Below are 14,132 nucleotides of genomic sequence, written 5' to 3'. Positions count from 1 at the left end.
AAGGCTCCTATTGCTGCTCAGGTTGCAGGGTCATGCGAATGCGCTGGTTTTCACTGCCTTCGACATCCGAGCGTGCCTGAACAACGCCCCGGTCGATGAAATATTCCAATTTGCCGCCGGTGAAACGGTCGCCTCCTTGGCTGAGTTCAGCGCGGTCTATCAGTTCCACTCGGCGCTCGGCGACATGGTAGGTGATGCGCTTGGCCTGGCCTTCGGTGATGCCTTCCTGGTCTTCGAAGCGGTTGCGGATATAGGCGCGATCGCCGATGGCAATGGCCCTGGATAGTTCGCCATTGGCGTTGCGCTGAATTTCCACGCGTGCTCCATTGATATGCAGATCACCCTGACGGATGCGCACATCACCACTGTAAACGGCGGTGCCTGCGTTCTGGTCGATATCCAACTGGTCGGCTTCCACTTCAACAGGGTCGCTGGGCGCGGCATGCAGTAACTGAAAGCTGACAGCGCTGAGTATCAGGCTGAAAAACAGACGAGGGATCAAGGCATGGATATTCATCAAGTATTGCTCCTTTACGGGGCCGTCTCGGTCGGGTGATAACCACGCACCTGACCACCTAGCTGCAAGCGGTCTTCATTAAGCCATAAATCCATCCGCTGGGCCTGCATGGATTGAGGCGGTTGTTCTAATATGACGGGGCTATTGCTGAAGGCATGCGCCTCGGCGCTGTGATACTCAAGGCGTTGAGTCGTCAGCTGCCAGGTTTCCTGAGGCTCCTGAAGACGCACATCGCCTCGCAGCACAAGGTGCTCTCCCTGATTGTCTATGTAACCTTGCTGCGCCTGTGCATGCCATTCGCGCTGCTGGCTATCGACCAGCAAGGCGCGCGGTGTCTCAAGCTGAGTGACCTGGCGTTGCGGCGTGTGGGTAAGTTGCTCGACCGCTATACGCTGATGGCGATTGCCTTGCTCGTTATACAGGGTGAGAGTGGCGTTTTCGACCACATGCCCGGGCTCTTCAGCTCTTGCGTCAGGGTCGATTGCCGAGCGTGAGCCTGACTGCCAGTCAAACCAGGCGAGCAGGCCGCCGAGGGCGAGGACAAGCCCAACCAGCATCAGGCGCTGCAAGGTAACGATCGGGCTGCCCTGGGACATTTTTAGCGACGACCGTGCAGATAGGTATCAATCACGGCACCCCAGTGGCCCTGTGCTTCGAGCAGGGTATCGCACACTTCGCGCACCGCACCGTGTCCGCCCAGCCGCTCAGTGACCCAGTCTGCATGGGTGTGCAGGTAATCGGGGGCATTGGGTACCGTGATACCGATGCCAGAACGCTTGATCGCGGCCAGGTCAGGCAGATCATCGCCACAGTAGGCGACCTGATCGAGTTCGATATTAAGGCGCTGGCAAAGCTGACGCAGGGTGGTCAGTTTATCTTCACAGCCTTGATAGACGTGTGGAATGCCCAACGCAGCGGCCCGTTGGCTGACCATGGGGGAATCTCGCCCGGTGATGATGGCGACGTGTAATCCGGCCCGTTTGAGCAGCTTAAGGCCTTGTCCATCCTGAGTATGAAAGGCCTTGATCTCCACGCCATCAGCCTGAAAATACAGCCGACCGTCAGTCAGCACGCCGTCGACGTCCATGGCGAATAGGCGCACACGGCGCAGTTGATCAATCAGGTTGGCAGGTAGGCTCATAAGGGCTCCAGTTTAAAAAAGTAGTTGATGTCTTGGGCATGCCAGCATGCTAGATAACGCCACTGACGAGCAAGTCATGCATGTGCAGTGCGCCGATCGGGCGCTGTTCATCATCAACGACTGCAAGGGCGGTAATCTTGCTTTCTTCCATCAGACGCACGGCCTCAGCGGCGAGCATGCTGGGAGCGATGCGTTTGCCGGGGCGAGTCATGACATCATCCACCAGAACGTCACGCAGATCATAGTGGTGATCCAGGGTGCGGCGTAAATCACCGTCCGTATATACCCCGGCAAGCCGACCCTGAGGATCGGTCACACAGGTAAAGCCCAACCCCTTACGGGTGATTTCCAGCAGGGCATCCCGTAATGGGCTGCCCAAGGGGATGCTAGGCAGGCGTTCGCCGTCGTGCATCACATCCTTGACGCACAGTAACAAGCGCTTGCCGAGGGTACCGCCTGGGTGGGAAAGGGCAAAATCTTCAGCGGTAAATCCCCGTGCTTCAAGCAGTGCCACTGCAAGAGCGTCCCCCAAGGCGAGCGCTGCTGTTGTGGAACTGGTCGGCGCCAGATCCAGAGGGCAGGCTTCCCGGTCAACGCCACTGTCAAGGTGGGCATCAGCATGGCGCGCCAGGGTGGAATGCGCTCGCCCGGTCATGCTGATCAATGGCACTCCCAGGCGCTTGAGAAGCGGCAGCAGGGCGGTTACTTCGCTGGTTTCGCCAGAATTGGACAGGGCAATGACCACATCGCTGCGGGTAATCATGCCAAGGTCACCGTGACTGGCTTCTCCGGGATGGACAAAAAACGCGGGCGTGCCGGTGCTGGCCAGGGTGGCGGCCAGTTTGCCAGCAATATGCCCGGATTTGCCCATGCCCGTGACGACCACGCGCCCTTTACAGGCCAGGATCAATTCGCAGGCGCGGTCAAAGTGTTCGTCAAGCTTGGCCTGTAGATGACCGATTGCTTCCTGTTCTATCTGCAGCGTACGCAGTGCGCTTTCACGCATCAAGCTGGTGGTTGGGGGTATCGCATGGGACATGGTGTGACTCAATTGACGATCACAGATCGGTAAGTGAAGGCATCCAATATTAACATCTGCAGCCAGATGGCCGCATATTTATTCCCGCTTGCGTGCGACAATAGACGTTTCAGGATCTTTGAATTGAGTTAGAATACAATGTTCGATAACGTTTTTGAACGCCCTTCAACGTCAGATGCTTGGCCACGCTTAACCTGTTGTTAAGTATCTGATGATTTCTGCGCACAAGGTGAGTGCCGGGTTTTATATGACTGATACTGCTTTTATTGAAATACAGGATCTGTACTTTACGCGAGGAGATCACGAGATCTTTCGTGGTGTGAACATGTCCATTCCTCGCGGTAGAGTCACCGCCATCATGGGCCCGAGCGGTACGGGCAAAACCACCCTGTTGAAGCTGATTGGCGGGCAGTTAACGCCAGACAGTGGGCGAATACTGATCGACGGTCAGGATGTCAATACGCTCTCCAGGAAGGCGTTGTTCAAACTGCGTCAACGCATGGGGATGCTGTTCCAGAGCGGCGCTTTGTTTTCCGATCTGGATGTGTTCGAAAATGTGGCGTTTCCTCTTCGGGTGCATACCAATCTGCCAGATGCCATGGTGCGCGATATCGTGCTTCTGAAACTGCAGGCAGTCGGCCTCAGAGGGGCTCGGGAGTTGATGCCGTCCGAGCTTTCCGGGGGCATGGCTCGCCGAGTGGCCCTTGCCCGTGCGGTAGCCCTGGACCCTGAGCTGATTCTGTATGACGAGCCCTTTGTGGGCCAGGATCCTATTTCAATGGGGGTGCTGGTGCAGCTGATCAAGCGGCTTAATCAGGCGCTTGAACTAACCTCAGTGGTGGTGTCTCACGATATCAAGGAAACCTTGAGTATCGCGGATTACCTGTATCTGATCGCTGACGGTGAGGTTGTCGCCCACGGAACACCGCAGATGCTGGATACGCACCAGGATCCGCGGGTCGAGCAGTTTATGCATGGCCAGCCGGATGGGCCTGTGCCCTTTCACTATCCGGCACAGCCGTTTTACGACGACATTCTTAATGACGATGCAACCACAAGGATCGGTTAGATGGATGCAAACTTTTCCCACGCCCTTGCACGGGTGACCAGGCTGGGACGCAAGGGATGCGACCTGTTGGAAGCCCTGGGTCGGGCTGGCCTGTTTCTTGGTCAGTCGGCGATCAGTGTTCCTTCGCGGGAAGGCTGGCGGCTATGGATGCAGCAGATGCATTTTGTTGGTGTTTTGTCGTTGGCGATCGTGCTGGTGTCCGGGTTATTTATTGGCATGGTGATTTCACTCCAGGGCTATACCATCCTCGTTGAGTTTGGCGCTGAGGAAGCGCTGGGCCAGATGGTCGCCTTATCCTTGCTGCGTGAACTGGCGCCTGTGGTGGCGGCACTCTTGTTTGCGGGCCGAGCGGGCTCAGCCTTGACCGCTGAAATTGGCCTGATGAAAGCCACTGAACAGTTGTCGAGCATGGAGATGATCGGGGTCGACCCACTCCGCCGTGTGGTAGCGCCTCGTCTTTGGGCCGGGTTTGTATCGCTGCCGATTCTTACTGTTGGTTTCAGCGTTGTAGGGGTCTGGGGCGGTTATCTGGTGGGTGTGCAATGGCTGGGCGTATTTGAAGGCTCTTACTGGAGCAACATGCAGGCCAGCGTTACCTTCTTGAATGATGTGGGCAATGGCATGATCAAAAGCATGGTGTTTGCTGTGGTGGTGACCTGGATTGCCGTTTTTCAGGGATATGACCTGGTGCCAACCTCCGAAGGTATTTCACGCGCTACAACCCGCACCGTGGTGTATTCGTCGCTGGCAGTACTAGGGTTGGATTTTGTCTTGACCGCCGTGATGTTTGGCGGCCTTTAACGTTGGAGAAAATACATGAAACGCAGTAAAACCATGGAGTTGGGCGTTGGACTTTTCATGTTGGCCGGTATTGTCGGGCTGATTTTTCTAGGCTTGAGGGTCAGTGGCCTGTCGCTCACTTCTTCAACGCAGACATTTCACCTCGAAGCCAACTTTGCCAATATCGGTAGCCTGAAACCGCGTGCGCGGGTCACCATGGCAGGCGTTACCGTAGGGCGGGTGGAATCCATTGAGCTGGATACCGAATGGTACGATGCTCGGGTTGTCATGAAGCTCAACAGTGATCTTGAAGGGCAGATCAGCCGTGATTCAACCGCCGCGATTCTGACGGCTGGCCTGTTGGGTGAGCAGTATATTGGCCTGAGCATTGGTGGTGACCCGGAGATGTTGGCAGATGGGGAAACCATACGTGATACCCAGTCAGCCTTGGTGCTGGAAGAATTGATACAGCAGTTTGTGTCGAGTATGGCGAACGGTTGACGCTACGCAGTGTCTTATTTTCCATAAATGACACTGCGTGAATCAGTAATTGAAAAGGAACAGCATGATGATAGTAAGTGACAACGGATTTCGTAAGCCAATCGTATGGCTGGCAGCCTTATTTGCTCTCCTGCTGGCGCTTGCGCCAACGGCTCAGGCTCAATCCATGGGGCCAGAAGAAGTTGTGCGTAATAATATCGACACCTTTATGGGTGAGCTGGAATCGCGCAAAGACTATTACGCCAATAACGTTGATGAGTTGAAAAAGCTTGTCGACGAAAATCTGGAGAATGTGGCTGATTTTCGCTATATCGGGGCAAGCGTCATGGGTAGCTACTTTCGCAATGCGACCCCGGAGCAGCGCAGTAAGTTTGTAAAAGTTTTCCGCCAGACCCTAATCGATACCTACACCCAGGGTCTGGTGACATTTGACTACGATGAGATCCGTGTTCTGGACAACCAGCGTGCCCAGCGTTATGAAGACCAAGCCAGCGTGGATATGGAAATCGTGGCGAATGATGGCACTATCTATCCCGTCAGCTACAGCCTTCGTCTTTCTGATGGTGAGTGGCGAGTCGTTAATGTCATTGTCAACGGCATCAATCTCGGACTGACGTTCCGCAACCAGTTTGATCAGGCCATGCGTGACAATAACCGCGATTATGATGCGGTCATTGATAACTGGTCGCCTGCAGTGGGCGTTGATGAGCTGGAAGAAGGCGGAAGCGCGTGAATAAGCTTTTCTCGCATCAGGGGGTGGAGCTGGAACAGCGCGGCGATACTCTGTGGGTAAGCGGCGGTGTGGACGCAACGACGGCCGCCGCACTAGCGGCGGCTGGCAGCCAGTGGCTGGCCAACACCAGCAGCCGTGAACTGCGTATCAGTTTTGAAGGGGTCGACAAGGCCAGCAGTGCGGCGCTTAGCGTGCTGCTGGAATGGATGCGCATCAGTCGCCAATATTCCTTCAATATTGTTTCGGTTGACTTGTCGGCGCCGTTGCGTCGGCTGGCTGACTTGGCAGAGTTGGAAACCTTGCTGAAATTTTCTGCACCTCCCGCAGGCGCTGCATGAATTCAATTCTGACTCGCTAGCAGCAGTAATAGTGTCTAATGCAATGGAGCAATCGCCAAAGCGGTTGCTTTTCTTTATCATAAGCCTTGATTTTATGCTGTTTTCAACAGGAGTTTGCTAATGCAACCGAGTGAAGTGAAGGCCTTGCTGGAGTCTCGTCTTGAAGAATGTGAGTTTTTCATTCAGGGCGAAGGCTGCAATTTTCAGGTAACGGCCGTCGGGAATGTTTTTGACGGCCTGACGCCGGTCAAGCGTCAGCAGCTGGTTTATGGTGCTCTTAGCGACGAGATAGCGTCGGGTGCGTTACACGCCATCAGTATCAAGACGTTTACACCGACGCAGTGGGAAAGTGCGCCTGAAAGCGCCCAATAACGGCAGATTCTATGGATAAGTTACTGATTACAGGCAATGGCGTAGTTGACGGTGAGGTGTGGGCCAGCGGTGCCAAGAATGCGGCCTTGCCAATTTTATGTGCCAGCCTGCTGGCCGATGGTCCTGTGGTCATTGGTAATCTGCCTCATCTGCAGGATATTACCACCACCCTGGAGCTACTGGGCAGAATGGGCGTTGAGCCGGTCATGGGCGATAGAATGACCATTCAGCTTGATGGCTCTCAGGTAACCGATTGTCATGCGCCCTATGAGCTGGTCAAGAAAATGCGCGCGTCCATTCTGGTGCTTGGCCCTCTGTTGGCACATTTCGGCCATGCTGACGTCTCTCTTCCGGGGGGCTGTGCAATCGGGTCACGCCCGGTTGATCTGCATATTCGCGGCCTGGAGGCCATGGGTGCCGAGATTCGCGTGGAAAATGGCTATATTCGTGCCCGGGTTGATAAGCGTCTTAAGGGCGCGACGATTTTCTTTGATACGGTGACGGTGACCGGTACCGAAAATCTGTTGATGGCGGCGACCCTGGCAGATGGCACGACGGTACTTGAAAACGCCGCGCGGGAACCTGAAGTGGTGGATCTGGCCGAGTGCCTGATCAAGATGGGCGCGCAGATTCGCGGGCACGGTACGGATACTATCGTGATTGACGGTGTCGAGCGTCTGCACGGCTGCGAACATGATGTGATGCCAGACCGGATTGAAACCGGTACCTTTCTGGTCGCCGCTGCGATGACCCGTGGGCGCGTCAAGGTCACCCGGACCCGCGCGGATATTCTTGAAGCTGTGCTTGCCAAGCTTGAAGAAGCCGGCGCATCCATCACCACCGGAGATGACTGGATTGCCCTGGATATGCACGGCCAGCGCCCTAAACCTGTCAATCTGAGGACGGCGCCTTATCCGGCTTTTCCAACCGATATGCAGGCCCAGTTTGTGGCCATGAATGCGGTTGCTGATGGCAGTTCCAGAGTCGTTGAGACCATTTTTGAAAATCGTTTCATGCACGTTCAGGAACTCAACCGCATGGGGGCTGATATTGCACTTGAAGGCAATACGGCACTGATCAACGGCGTTGAAAAGCTTTCGGGAGCGCCCGTGATGGCCACCGATCTGCGCGCCTCGGCGTCGCTGGTAATTGCCGCCATGATGGCAGAGGGAGACACGCTGGTAGATCGCATTTACCACATTGATCGTGGTTACGAATGCATCGAGGAAAAACTTCAGCAGTTAGGGGCGCGCATTCGTCGTATTCCGGGCTGAGTCATGCACTAACCATTGGCAACCAAGATGAGTAAGCAATTGATTCTAGCGCTCTCCAAAGGGCGAATTCTGCAGGAAACCTTGCCGCTATTGGCCGACGCTGGCATTACCCCTCTTGAAGATCTGGGTAAAAGTCGCAAGTTGTTATTTGATACCAATCTGCCTGAGGTGAAGCTGGTTGTTATCCGGGCGACCGATGTGCCCACCTATGTACAGCTAGGGGCCGCCGACCTTGGGGTGGCTGGCAAGGATGTCCTGCTTGAGCATGGTGAGCAGGGGCTTTATGAGCCACTGGATCTGGAAATTGCCCGCTGCAAGCTGATGACCGCTGGTATCAAGGGAGAATTGCCAGGGCATGCCCGTCGCCGCGTGGCCACCAAGTTTGTCGACGTTGCACGGCGCTACTATGCCGAGCAGGGTATTCAGGCCGAGGTGATCAAGCTGTACGGCGCCATGGAGCTTGCCCCCTTGATGAACCTGGCGGATGAAATTGTCGATATTGTGGATACCGGTAATACCCTACGAGCTAACGGCATGGAGCCACGCGAGCTGATCGCAACTATCAGCACCCGGTTGGTTGTCAATAAGGCCGCCATGACCATGAAGCACCGTCAGATCAAGCCGCTCATTGAGCGCCTGCGAGCGGCGGTCGTTGATCGTCAAAGTACGGCTGTCAGCAACTGATCCACGAGAGCGAATCCGTTATCCATGAGCGAGGTAGCCATGAGCGAAACCATGAGTATGTCATCGGTGGCACGTCTTGCGACCCGTGACGCCGATTTTGATCAGCGCCTTGACGCCTTGCTGGACTGGGAAGGCGTTTCAGATCGCGCTGTCCAGCAGCGCGTGGAAGATATCCTTCACCAGGTCAAGCAGCGCGGCGACGCGGCCGTTGTTGAAGCGACCAATCGCTTTGACCGCCTATCGGTATCCTCCATGCAGGAGCTGTGTCTGTCGCAGGAGCAGCTGGAAACCGCCTATCATGCGCTACCGGCTGACCAGCGCGAGGCACTGGCGGCTGCCGCCGAGCGTATTCGTCGCTATCACGAGCATCAGAAACCGTCATCCTGGCAGTACACAGAAGACGACGGGACTGTCTTGGGCCAGCAGGTGACGCCGCTTGATCGGGCGGGGATTTACGTGCCCGGAGGTAAGGCGTCCTATCCGTCATCAGTGTTGATGAACGCGATTCCGGCGCATGTGGCCGGGGTCAGGGAAATCGTCATGGTGGTACCCACCCCGGACGGCATTCTCAACGATATGGTGCTGGCGGCCGCTTACTTGGCCGGTGTGGACTACGTCTTTACCATTGGTGGCGCCCAGGCGGTTGCCGCCATGGCCTACGGCACCGAAAGCGTTCCACGGGTCGATAAGATTGTGGGCCCCGGCAATATCTACGTGGCAACTGCCAAACGTGCGGTATTTGGTCAGGTTGGGATCGATATGATCGCTGGACCGTCAGAGATTCTGGTGATCTGTGACGGCCAGACCCATCCTGACTGGATTGCCATGGATCTGTTTTCCCAGGCGGAGCACGACGAAGACGCCCAGGCGATTTTGGTCAGCTGGGATGAGGAGCATCTGAATGCGGTCGAAGAAGCCATTGAACGCCTGATGCCAACGCTGGAGCGCCATGAGATTGTGCGTGCCTCAATGCGCAAGCGGGGTGCCCTGATTCAATGTGAGAACCAGCAGGAAGCCCTGACATTGATCAACCGGATTGCCCCCGAGCACCTGGAGCTTTCAGTGAGCGACCCAGACGCCTGGCTGCCCGAGATTCGCCACGCCGGTGCGATTTTTATGGGACGTTATACGGCAGAAGCGCTGGGTGATTATTGCGCCGGCCCAAATCATGTGCTGCCGACCTCTGGCACGGCGCGCTTTTCATCGCCGCTTGGCGTGTATGACTTCCAGAAACGTTCGTCGATCATTCATTGTTCGGCTGATGGCGCCAGTACCCTGGGCGAGGTGGCGTCAGTGCTGGCCAGGGGTGAGTCACTGACGGCCCATGCTCGCTCTGCGGAGTATCGTCTCAAGCGCTAAGGTGACAAGCACTTAGTCAAACTTACTGTCAAGACAGCACAGGCCACCTTAGGGTGGCCTGTGTTTTTTCGGGGTTAGGCGATAGAGCCTTATTCTTCCGCGTTCTGTTCGCTTGGCTCTTCGACCGGTACGCTGGGAATGGGGCGTTCTGCTACCTCAAGGGTCAGATCCTGGCGTTCCCCATTTCTGACAATCGTGACGGGTAGGCGAGTGCCCGGTTTGATGGCGGCAATATTGCTCATGGTGGCGCGGGCATCAAGTACCGGTTGACCATCCACGGCCAGCAATACATCGCCTGGCTGCAAACCCGCCTTGTCCGCCGGGCCACCTTTGATGGCACCGGCAATGATCATGCCTTGGGGGTTGCGTAACCCAAAGGAGGCGGCCAGTTCTCTGGACAGGGTCTGCGCTTCGATACCTAACCAGCCACGAATGACCCGACCTTGAGTGACCAGTTCATTCAACACGCTATGGGCCAGGTTGGCAGGAATGGCAAAGCCGATCCCCTGTGACCCACCTGAGCGGGAAAAAATGGCGGTATTGATACCCACTAGGGCGCCGTTGGGGTTAACCAAGGCGCCGCCCGAATTGCCGGGATTGATAGCAGCATCGGTCTGAATGAAATCTTCATAGGCGTTAATGCCCAGATGGCTGCGACCGGTGGCGCTGATAATGCCCATGGTTACGGTCTGGCCAACGCCAAAGGGGTTGCCGATGGCCAGAGCAACATCCCCAACGGCAGTGTTTTCTGAGTTGCTAAGCTTGATCACCGGCAGGTTGTCCAGGGGGATGCGTAGCACCGCCAGGTCACTTTCCGGGTCAGTGCCGATCACTTCAGCAATTGATTCGCGTCCATCGCGTAACGCGACCTGAATTTTGTCAGCTCCATTGATGACATGGTGGTTTGTCAACACATAGCCATCTGGGCTGACGATAACGCCAGAGCCGAGACTGGATAGCATGCGCTGCTGGCTGGTGGCATCATCGCCATTAAAGAACTGTTCGAAAAAAGGGTCGGAACGCAAGGGGTGGTCGTCGCGGTTGACTACCCGTGAAGAATAGATATTAACCACAGCGGGTGCGGCTGTGTTGACCGCATGGGAATAGCTGACGGGGCCTGTATCACGGTTTAGCGGTTCAGCCTGGGTGATCTCCGGTATGGGGCGCTTTGGAGGGCTGCGGTCAGAGCCGACGGTCGAGACAAAGGCTCTGCCTTCAGACGGCGGCGTGGTGGTAGTGCGTTCCTGCGGAGTAAAAGGGTTAGGAATCTGCTCAGGAAACAACGCCAACAGTAACACCGCCAGTAATATGCCAATGATAACAGGGCCAATATACAGCGTTACATAGCGGTGCATGAATTCTTCCTTGCAGTTAAAGCCTGGTTGAAAATAGTGTTGAACCACAGCCCGCTTTGACTAACCGCGACAGCTGCTGCGATTTAAAGTAAGTATCATAACATTACATCAAGGGGGATTTGTGCATAGCAAAAAAGTAAGTTTAGCGATGCTGATTGACGTAATGTTCGTTTAGGCTAAACCCTATGATTCAACGTAGCAGGAGTGAGAATAGCGCAATGATTGAACGTGAACGCTTGGTAGCGGCCTGTGATCAGGAGCTTAAGGCACCTGACTTCAAGGATTACACGCTTAATGGCCTGCAGATAGAAGGGCGCGGTGAGATACGACGATTGCTTAGCGGGGTGACGGCCTGTCAGGCACTGCTGGATGAAGCCGTTGAATGGCAGGCTGATGCAGTTCTGGTTCATCATGGTTACTTCTGGAAAAACGAACCCGTTGCATTGACCGGTATGAAGCAGCGCCGGATTCGCACCTTGTTAGCCAATGATATCAATCTGTTGGCCTATCACCTGCCTCTCGATGCGCATCCTGTGCTGGGTAACAATGCCCAACTTGCCAAGCGATTTGGCTGGCAGTTTGAATGTTGCCTAGACGGAGAGCAGGGCGAAGGCCTGCTATGGCTTGGGCATACAGCAAAACCATGCACCTTGGCAGAGCTTGAAGACCAAACGGAAAAGGTGTTGAACCGTGCACCGTTAACGATTGAATCAGCCGCCGGAGCCAAGCGTATTGAGCGAATTGCCTGGTGTACAGGGGGTGCGCAGGACATGATTATTCAGGCATTTGAAGGAGGTGCCCAGGCGTTTGTTTCAGGTGAAATTTCCGAGCGAACAACACATCTGGCGCGGGAAATGGGTATCCATTATCTTGCGGCCGGGCATCATGCGACTGAGCGCTATGGGGTTGAAGCGCTGGGTGAATGGTTAGCGTCTCGGTTTGCGATAGAGCACCGCTTTGTGGATATTGATAACCCCGCATGACGTGAAGGCAATGAAGGAGCTGAACTGGCGCTGAGGGTGCTAGCCAGTTCAGCTATGATTCACCTATCAATGATTCACTTATAAATAACACTGGTTCAGTAGCGAGGTGGCTGAGGCGTCTGCTCGCGTTCTTTCAGGCCAAAGTCTTCTGAAAGAGTGCCACTTTTGCCGTCAGCATAATCGCGGGGTACACCGGCTTCCAGGGTGCTGTCCGCTGCTTTTAGAATCGAAGGCTCTGATGAGCCCTTTTGAATGGCGTCGCTCAGATTCAGACGTTGGAGCTTTTCATCATCCAGCTGCCAGTATCGGGCTTCCTGTGCCAGCTGTTGTTCAAGCTGGTGTGCGGTAGTTCGCAAAGTGTCAATATGCTGATGGGCATCAAGCAGATGGGTTCCCATGCGCGCTTTGAGCTCCTCAACCTGGCGTTCGCTTTCCAGTAGCTTCTGTTGCATCAGGTTACTTTCACGATGATTTCTGCTGAGCAAACGATAGCCGAAAACACCAAGAATAATGCCTACCATGACGCCTGACAGAGCAAATATCAGTTCAGAACTTGCTTGCACACTTATCTCCTAACGTCTGGGAATACAATGCGCCGATTAGAACGGCCCATCAATTGGTTACCGAGCTATTATAGTCGCCATCAAGACGTTGAGGTCAATCCATGATGTGCGTTATCAGACGCCAGCGTATAAACTCTTGCCATTAAAATGGCTGGTAACAAAATGGACTGCCGCTGGTGCTGCCAAGGCTGGCCAAGCCAGTAACCACTGACCTGTTGCCTATGGAGACACTGTGACAAGACTTGCACCCCCCATAGAACGGTATCGTGCTGATCTGCAGCGTGATGATTTTCAGTATGATGCTGCTCAGCAAGCCGCTGTTGAACATCTGCAACGGCTGTATGATGACTTGGTGACGGCTCGGCCGCAGCCCTCGGCACCTGCTGGTGGCAAAGGTGTCAAAGCGCGCCTGACAAGCTGGTTCGGGAAAGGTAGTGCCAGTAACTCTTCCTTGGCTAACGAGCCCGCTTTCCAAGGACTTTATTTTTGGGGAGGGGTCGGGAGAGGGAAAACTTATCTGGTGGATACTTTTTATGAGTCTCTGCCATTTGCTGACAAGATGCGTACTCATTTTCATCGCTTCATGCAGCGAGTTCACAATGAGCTTAATCACTATAAGGGTGAAAAGAATCCTCTTCAGCTGATTGCAGGAAAGTTTGCCGCCGAGGCGCGCGTCATCTGCTTTGACGAATTTTTTGTCAAGGACATTACCGATGCCATGATACTGGCCAATCTGCTTGAAGCCTTGTTCGAGAAGGGGGTGGTGTTGGTGGCTACCTCAAATATCGTTCCCGATGACCTATACAAGGACGGCTTGCAGCGAGCGCGTTTCATACCTGCTATCGATCTTTTGAACCGACACTGTGAGGTAGTTAATGTTGATTCAGGGATTGATTACCGTCTGCGAGCCCTCGAACGCGCCGAAATATTCCATTCCCCACTGGATGAAGCGGCGGAAGTCGAACTGCTGCGCAGTTTCCGCGAAATCTCCGGCCACGAAGGGGAGGTGGACGTTCCGTTGGAGGTGAATCATCGTACTATCAAGGCCAAGCGCCTGCATGATGACGTGCTCTGGTGCGAGTTTCTGGAGCTCTGTGATGGCCCGCGTAGCCAGAATGACTACATTGAGCTTGCCCGGGAATTCCACACTGTACTGGTTTCCAATGTCAATCAGATGGGCGCCAGTAACGAAGACCAGGCCAGGCGCTTTATCAATATGGTGGATGAGTTCTATGACCGTGGCGTTAAGTTGCTGATGTCAGCCCAAGTGCCGATTGATGAATTGTATACCGACGGCAGGCTGAACTTTGAGTTTCAGCGAACGCTGTCACGTCTGCAGGAAATGCAGTCACATGATTATTTGGCGCTGGCGCACAAGCCCTGAAGGCTTGCATGGGCTGACCTTGGATAAAAAAATCGGGCTG

Annotated in this window: 17 protein-coding genes; 11 read left to right on the top strand and 6 right to left on the bottom strand. The window is 54.8% G+C overall.

All coding sequences use genetic code 11. From position 1 onward, the window contains the following. Positions 1-7 precede the first annotated feature (7 nt). Genes lptA through OR573_10305 form a run of 4 tightly spaced genes read right to left on the bottom strand, consistent with a single transcriptional unit; the run spans position 8 to position 2,697 of the window. Positions 8-511, bottom strand: coding sequence for a lipopolysaccharide transport periplasmic protein LptA (gene lptA, locus OR573_10320; GenBank protein ID XGA81725.1), 504 nt, complete (start codon positions 509-511; stop codon positions 8-10). A 20-nt stretch (positions 512-531) separates the two neighbouring features. Next, positions 532-1,113, bottom strand: a complete 582-nt coding sequence (lptC, locus tag OR573_10315) for an LPS export ABC transporter periplasmic protein LptC (GenBank protein ID XGA78904.1) — start codon at positions 1,111-1,113, stop codon at positions 532-534. Between the two features lie 2 nt (positions 1,114-1,115). Beyond that, positions 1,116-1,658, bottom strand: a complete 543-nt coding sequence (locus tag OR573_10310) for an HAD-IIIA family hydrolase (GenBank protein ID XGA78903.1) — start codon at positions 1,656-1,658, stop codon at positions 1,116-1,118. A 49-nt stretch (positions 1,659-1,707) separates the two neighbouring features. Next, entirely contained in the window at positions 1,708-2,697 is a 990-nt protein-coding gene (locus OR573_10305) for a KpsF/GutQ family sugar-phosphate isomerase (GenBank protein XGA78902.1), read from the bottom strand. Positions 2,698-2,944: 247 nt separating this feature from the next. Between OR573_10305 and OR573_10300 the strand changes: the two genes are divergently transcribed. From OR573_10300 to hisD, 9 genes are all read left to right on the top strand, one after another. Beyond that, on the top strand, positions 2,945-3,766 hold the full coding sequence (locus OR573_10300; protein ID XGA78901.1) for an ATP-binding cassette domain-containing protein: 822 nt from the start codon (positions 2,945-2,947) through the stop codon (positions 3,764-3,766). Next, positions 3,767-4,567 carry a lipid asymmetry maintenance ABC transporter permease subunit MlaE gene (mlaE, locus tag OR573_10295; protein ID XGA78900.1) on the top strand — a complete coding sequence of 267 codons (801 nt, stop codon included), beginning with the start codon at positions 3,767-3,769 and terminating at the stop codon, positions 4,565-4,567. A gap of 15 nt (positions 4,568-4,582) precedes the next feature. Next, positions 4,583-5,047 (top strand): outer membrane lipid asymmetry maintenance protein MlaD, encoded by a 465-nt coding sequence (gene mlaD, locus OR573_10290; protein XGA78899.1) that lies wholly within the window; start codon positions 4,583-4,585, stop codon positions 5,045-5,047. 64 nt (positions 5,048-5,111) lie between these two features. After that, positions 5,112-5,780: an ABC transporter substrate-binding protein gene (locus OR573_10285; protein ID XGA78898.1), complete on the top strand. Its 669-nt coding sequence runs from the start codon at positions 5,112-5,114 to the stop codon at positions 5,778-5,780. Then, positions 5,777-6,118: an STAS domain-containing protein gene (locus OR573_10280; GenBank protein XGA78897.1), complete on the top strand. Its 342-nt coding sequence runs from the start codon at positions 5,777-5,779 to the stop codon at positions 6,116-6,118. Before OR573_10285 ends, OR573_10280 begins: the two co-directional genes overlap by 4 nt. A gap of 120 nt (positions 6,119-6,238) precedes the next feature. Continuing rightward, positions 6,239-6,490, top strand: a complete 252-nt coding sequence (locus tag OR573_10275; GenBank protein XGA78896.1) for a BolA family transcriptional regulator — start codon at positions 6,239-6,241, stop codon at positions 6,488-6,490. 11 nt (positions 6,491-6,501) lie between these two features. Next, entirely contained in the window at positions 6,502-7,764 is a 1,263-nt protein-coding gene (gene murA, locus OR573_10270) for a UDP-N-acetylglucosamine 1-carboxyvinyltransferase (GenBank protein ID XGA78895.1), read from the top strand. A 27-nt stretch (positions 7,765-7,791) separates the two neighbouring features. After that, positions 7,792-8,448 carry an ATP phosphoribosyltransferase gene (hisG, locus tag OR573_10265; protein XGA78894.1) on the top strand — a complete coding sequence of 219 codons (657 nt, stop codon included), beginning with the start codon at positions 7,792-7,794 and terminating at the stop codon, positions 8,446-8,448. A gap of 39 nt (positions 8,449-8,487) precedes the next feature. Beyond that, on the top strand, positions 8,488-9,807 hold the full coding sequence (gene hisD / locus OR573_10260; protein ID XGA78893.1) for a histidinol dehydrogenase: 1,320 nt from the start codon (positions 8,488-8,490) through the stop codon (positions 9,805-9,807). An 89-nt stretch (positions 9,808-9,896) separates the two neighbouring features. On the opposite strand, the gene OR573_10255 is transcribed toward hisD, so the two are convergent. Then, positions 9,897-11,162 carry a Do family serine endopeptidase gene (locus OR573_10255; GenBank protein XGA78892.1) on the bottom strand — a complete coding sequence of 422 codons (1,266 nt, stop codon included), beginning with the start codon at positions 11,160-11,162 and terminating at the stop codon, positions 9,897-9,899. A 218-nt stretch (positions 11,163-11,380) separates the two neighbouring features. Here OR573_10255 and OR573_10250 point away from each other — a divergent pair, with 218 nt between their 5' ends. Next, positions 11,381-12,145: a Nif3-like dinuclear metal center hexameric protein gene (locus OR573_10250; protein XGA78891.1), complete on the top strand. Its 765-nt coding sequence runs from the start codon at positions 11,381-11,383 to the stop codon at positions 12,143-12,145. A 95-nt stretch (positions 12,146-12,240) separates the two neighbouring features. On the opposite strand, the gene OR573_10245 is transcribed toward OR573_10250, so the two are convergent. After that, positions 12,241-12,708 carry a DUF1043 family protein gene (locus OR573_10245; protein ID XGA78890.1) on the bottom strand — a complete coding sequence of 156 codons (468 nt, stop codon included), beginning with the start codon at positions 12,706-12,708 and terminating at the stop codon, positions 12,241-12,243. Between the two features lie 232 nt (positions 12,709-12,940). On the opposite strand from OR573_10245, the gene zapE reads away from it, so the two are divergent. Further along, the gene (gene zapE, locus OR573_10240) at positions 12,941-14,092 is read left to right on the top strand and encodes a cell division protein ZapE (GenBank protein XGA78889.1); all 1,152 of its coding nucleotides are present in this window, start codon (positions 12,941-12,943) and stop codon (positions 14,090-14,092) included. The last annotated feature ends 40 nt before the right edge of the window (positions 14,093-14,132 follow it).

The organism is Halomonas sp. CH40, assembly GCA_041875495.1.
In the GTDB taxonomy this organism is placed as follows: Bacteria; Pseudomonadota; Gammaproteobacteria; order Pseudomonadales; family Halomonadaceae; genus Vreelandella.
The sequence above is the reverse complement of the archived record's forward strand: the minus strand, read 5'-3'. Positions and strand labels throughout refer to the sequence as shown.

Bases quoted from the DNA above. Each gene is read 5' to 3' on its own strand.
- lptC (XGA78904.1), bottom strand. From the start codon at position 1,113: ATGTCCCAGGGCAGCCCGATCGTTACCTTGCAGCGCCTGATGCTGGTT.
- OR573_10310 (XGA78903.1), bottom strand. From the start codon at position 1,658: ATGAGCCTACCTGCCAACCTGATTGATCAACTGCGCCGTGTGCGCCTA.
- OR573_10305 (XGA78902.1), bottom strand. From the start codon at position 2,697: ATGTCCCATGCGATACCCCCAACCACCAGCTTGATGCGTGAAAGCGCA.
- OR573_10300 (XGA78901.1), top strand. From the start codon at position 2,945: ATGACTGATACTGCTTTTATTGAAATACAGGATCTGTACTTTACGCGA.
- mlaE (XGA78900.1), top strand. From the start codon at position 3,767: ATGGATGCAAACTTTTCCCACGCCCTTGCACGGGTGACCAGGCTGGGA.
- mlaD (XGA78899.1), top strand. From the start codon at position 4,583: ATGAAACGCAGTAAAACCATGGAGTTGGGCGTTGGACTTTTCATGTTG.
- OR573_10285 (XGA78898.1), top strand. From the start codon at position 5,112: ATGATGATAGTAAGTGACAACGGATTTCGTAAGCCAATCGTATGGCTG.
- OR573_10275 (XGA78896.1), top strand. From the start codon at position 6,239: ATGCAACCGAGTGAAGTGAAGGCCTTGCTGGAGTCTCGTCTTGAAGAA.
- murA (XGA78895.1), top strand. From the start codon at position 6,502: ATGGATAAGTTACTGATTACAGGCAATGGCGTAGTTGACGGTGAGGTG.
- hisG (XGA78894.1), top strand. From the start codon at position 7,792: ATGAGTAAGCAATTGATTCTAGCGCTCTCCAAAGGGCGAATTCTGCAG.
- hisD (XGA78893.1), top strand. From the start codon at position 8,488: ATGAGCGAAACCATGAGTATGTCATCGGTGGCACGTCTTGCGACCCGT.
- OR573_10255 (XGA78892.1), bottom strand. From the start codon at position 11,162: ATGCACCGCTATGTAACGCTGTATATTGGCCCTGTTATCATTGGCATA.
- OR573_10250 (XGA78891.1), top strand. From the start codon at position 11,381: ATGATTGAACGTGAACGCTTGGTAGCGGCCTGTGATCAGGAGCTTAAG.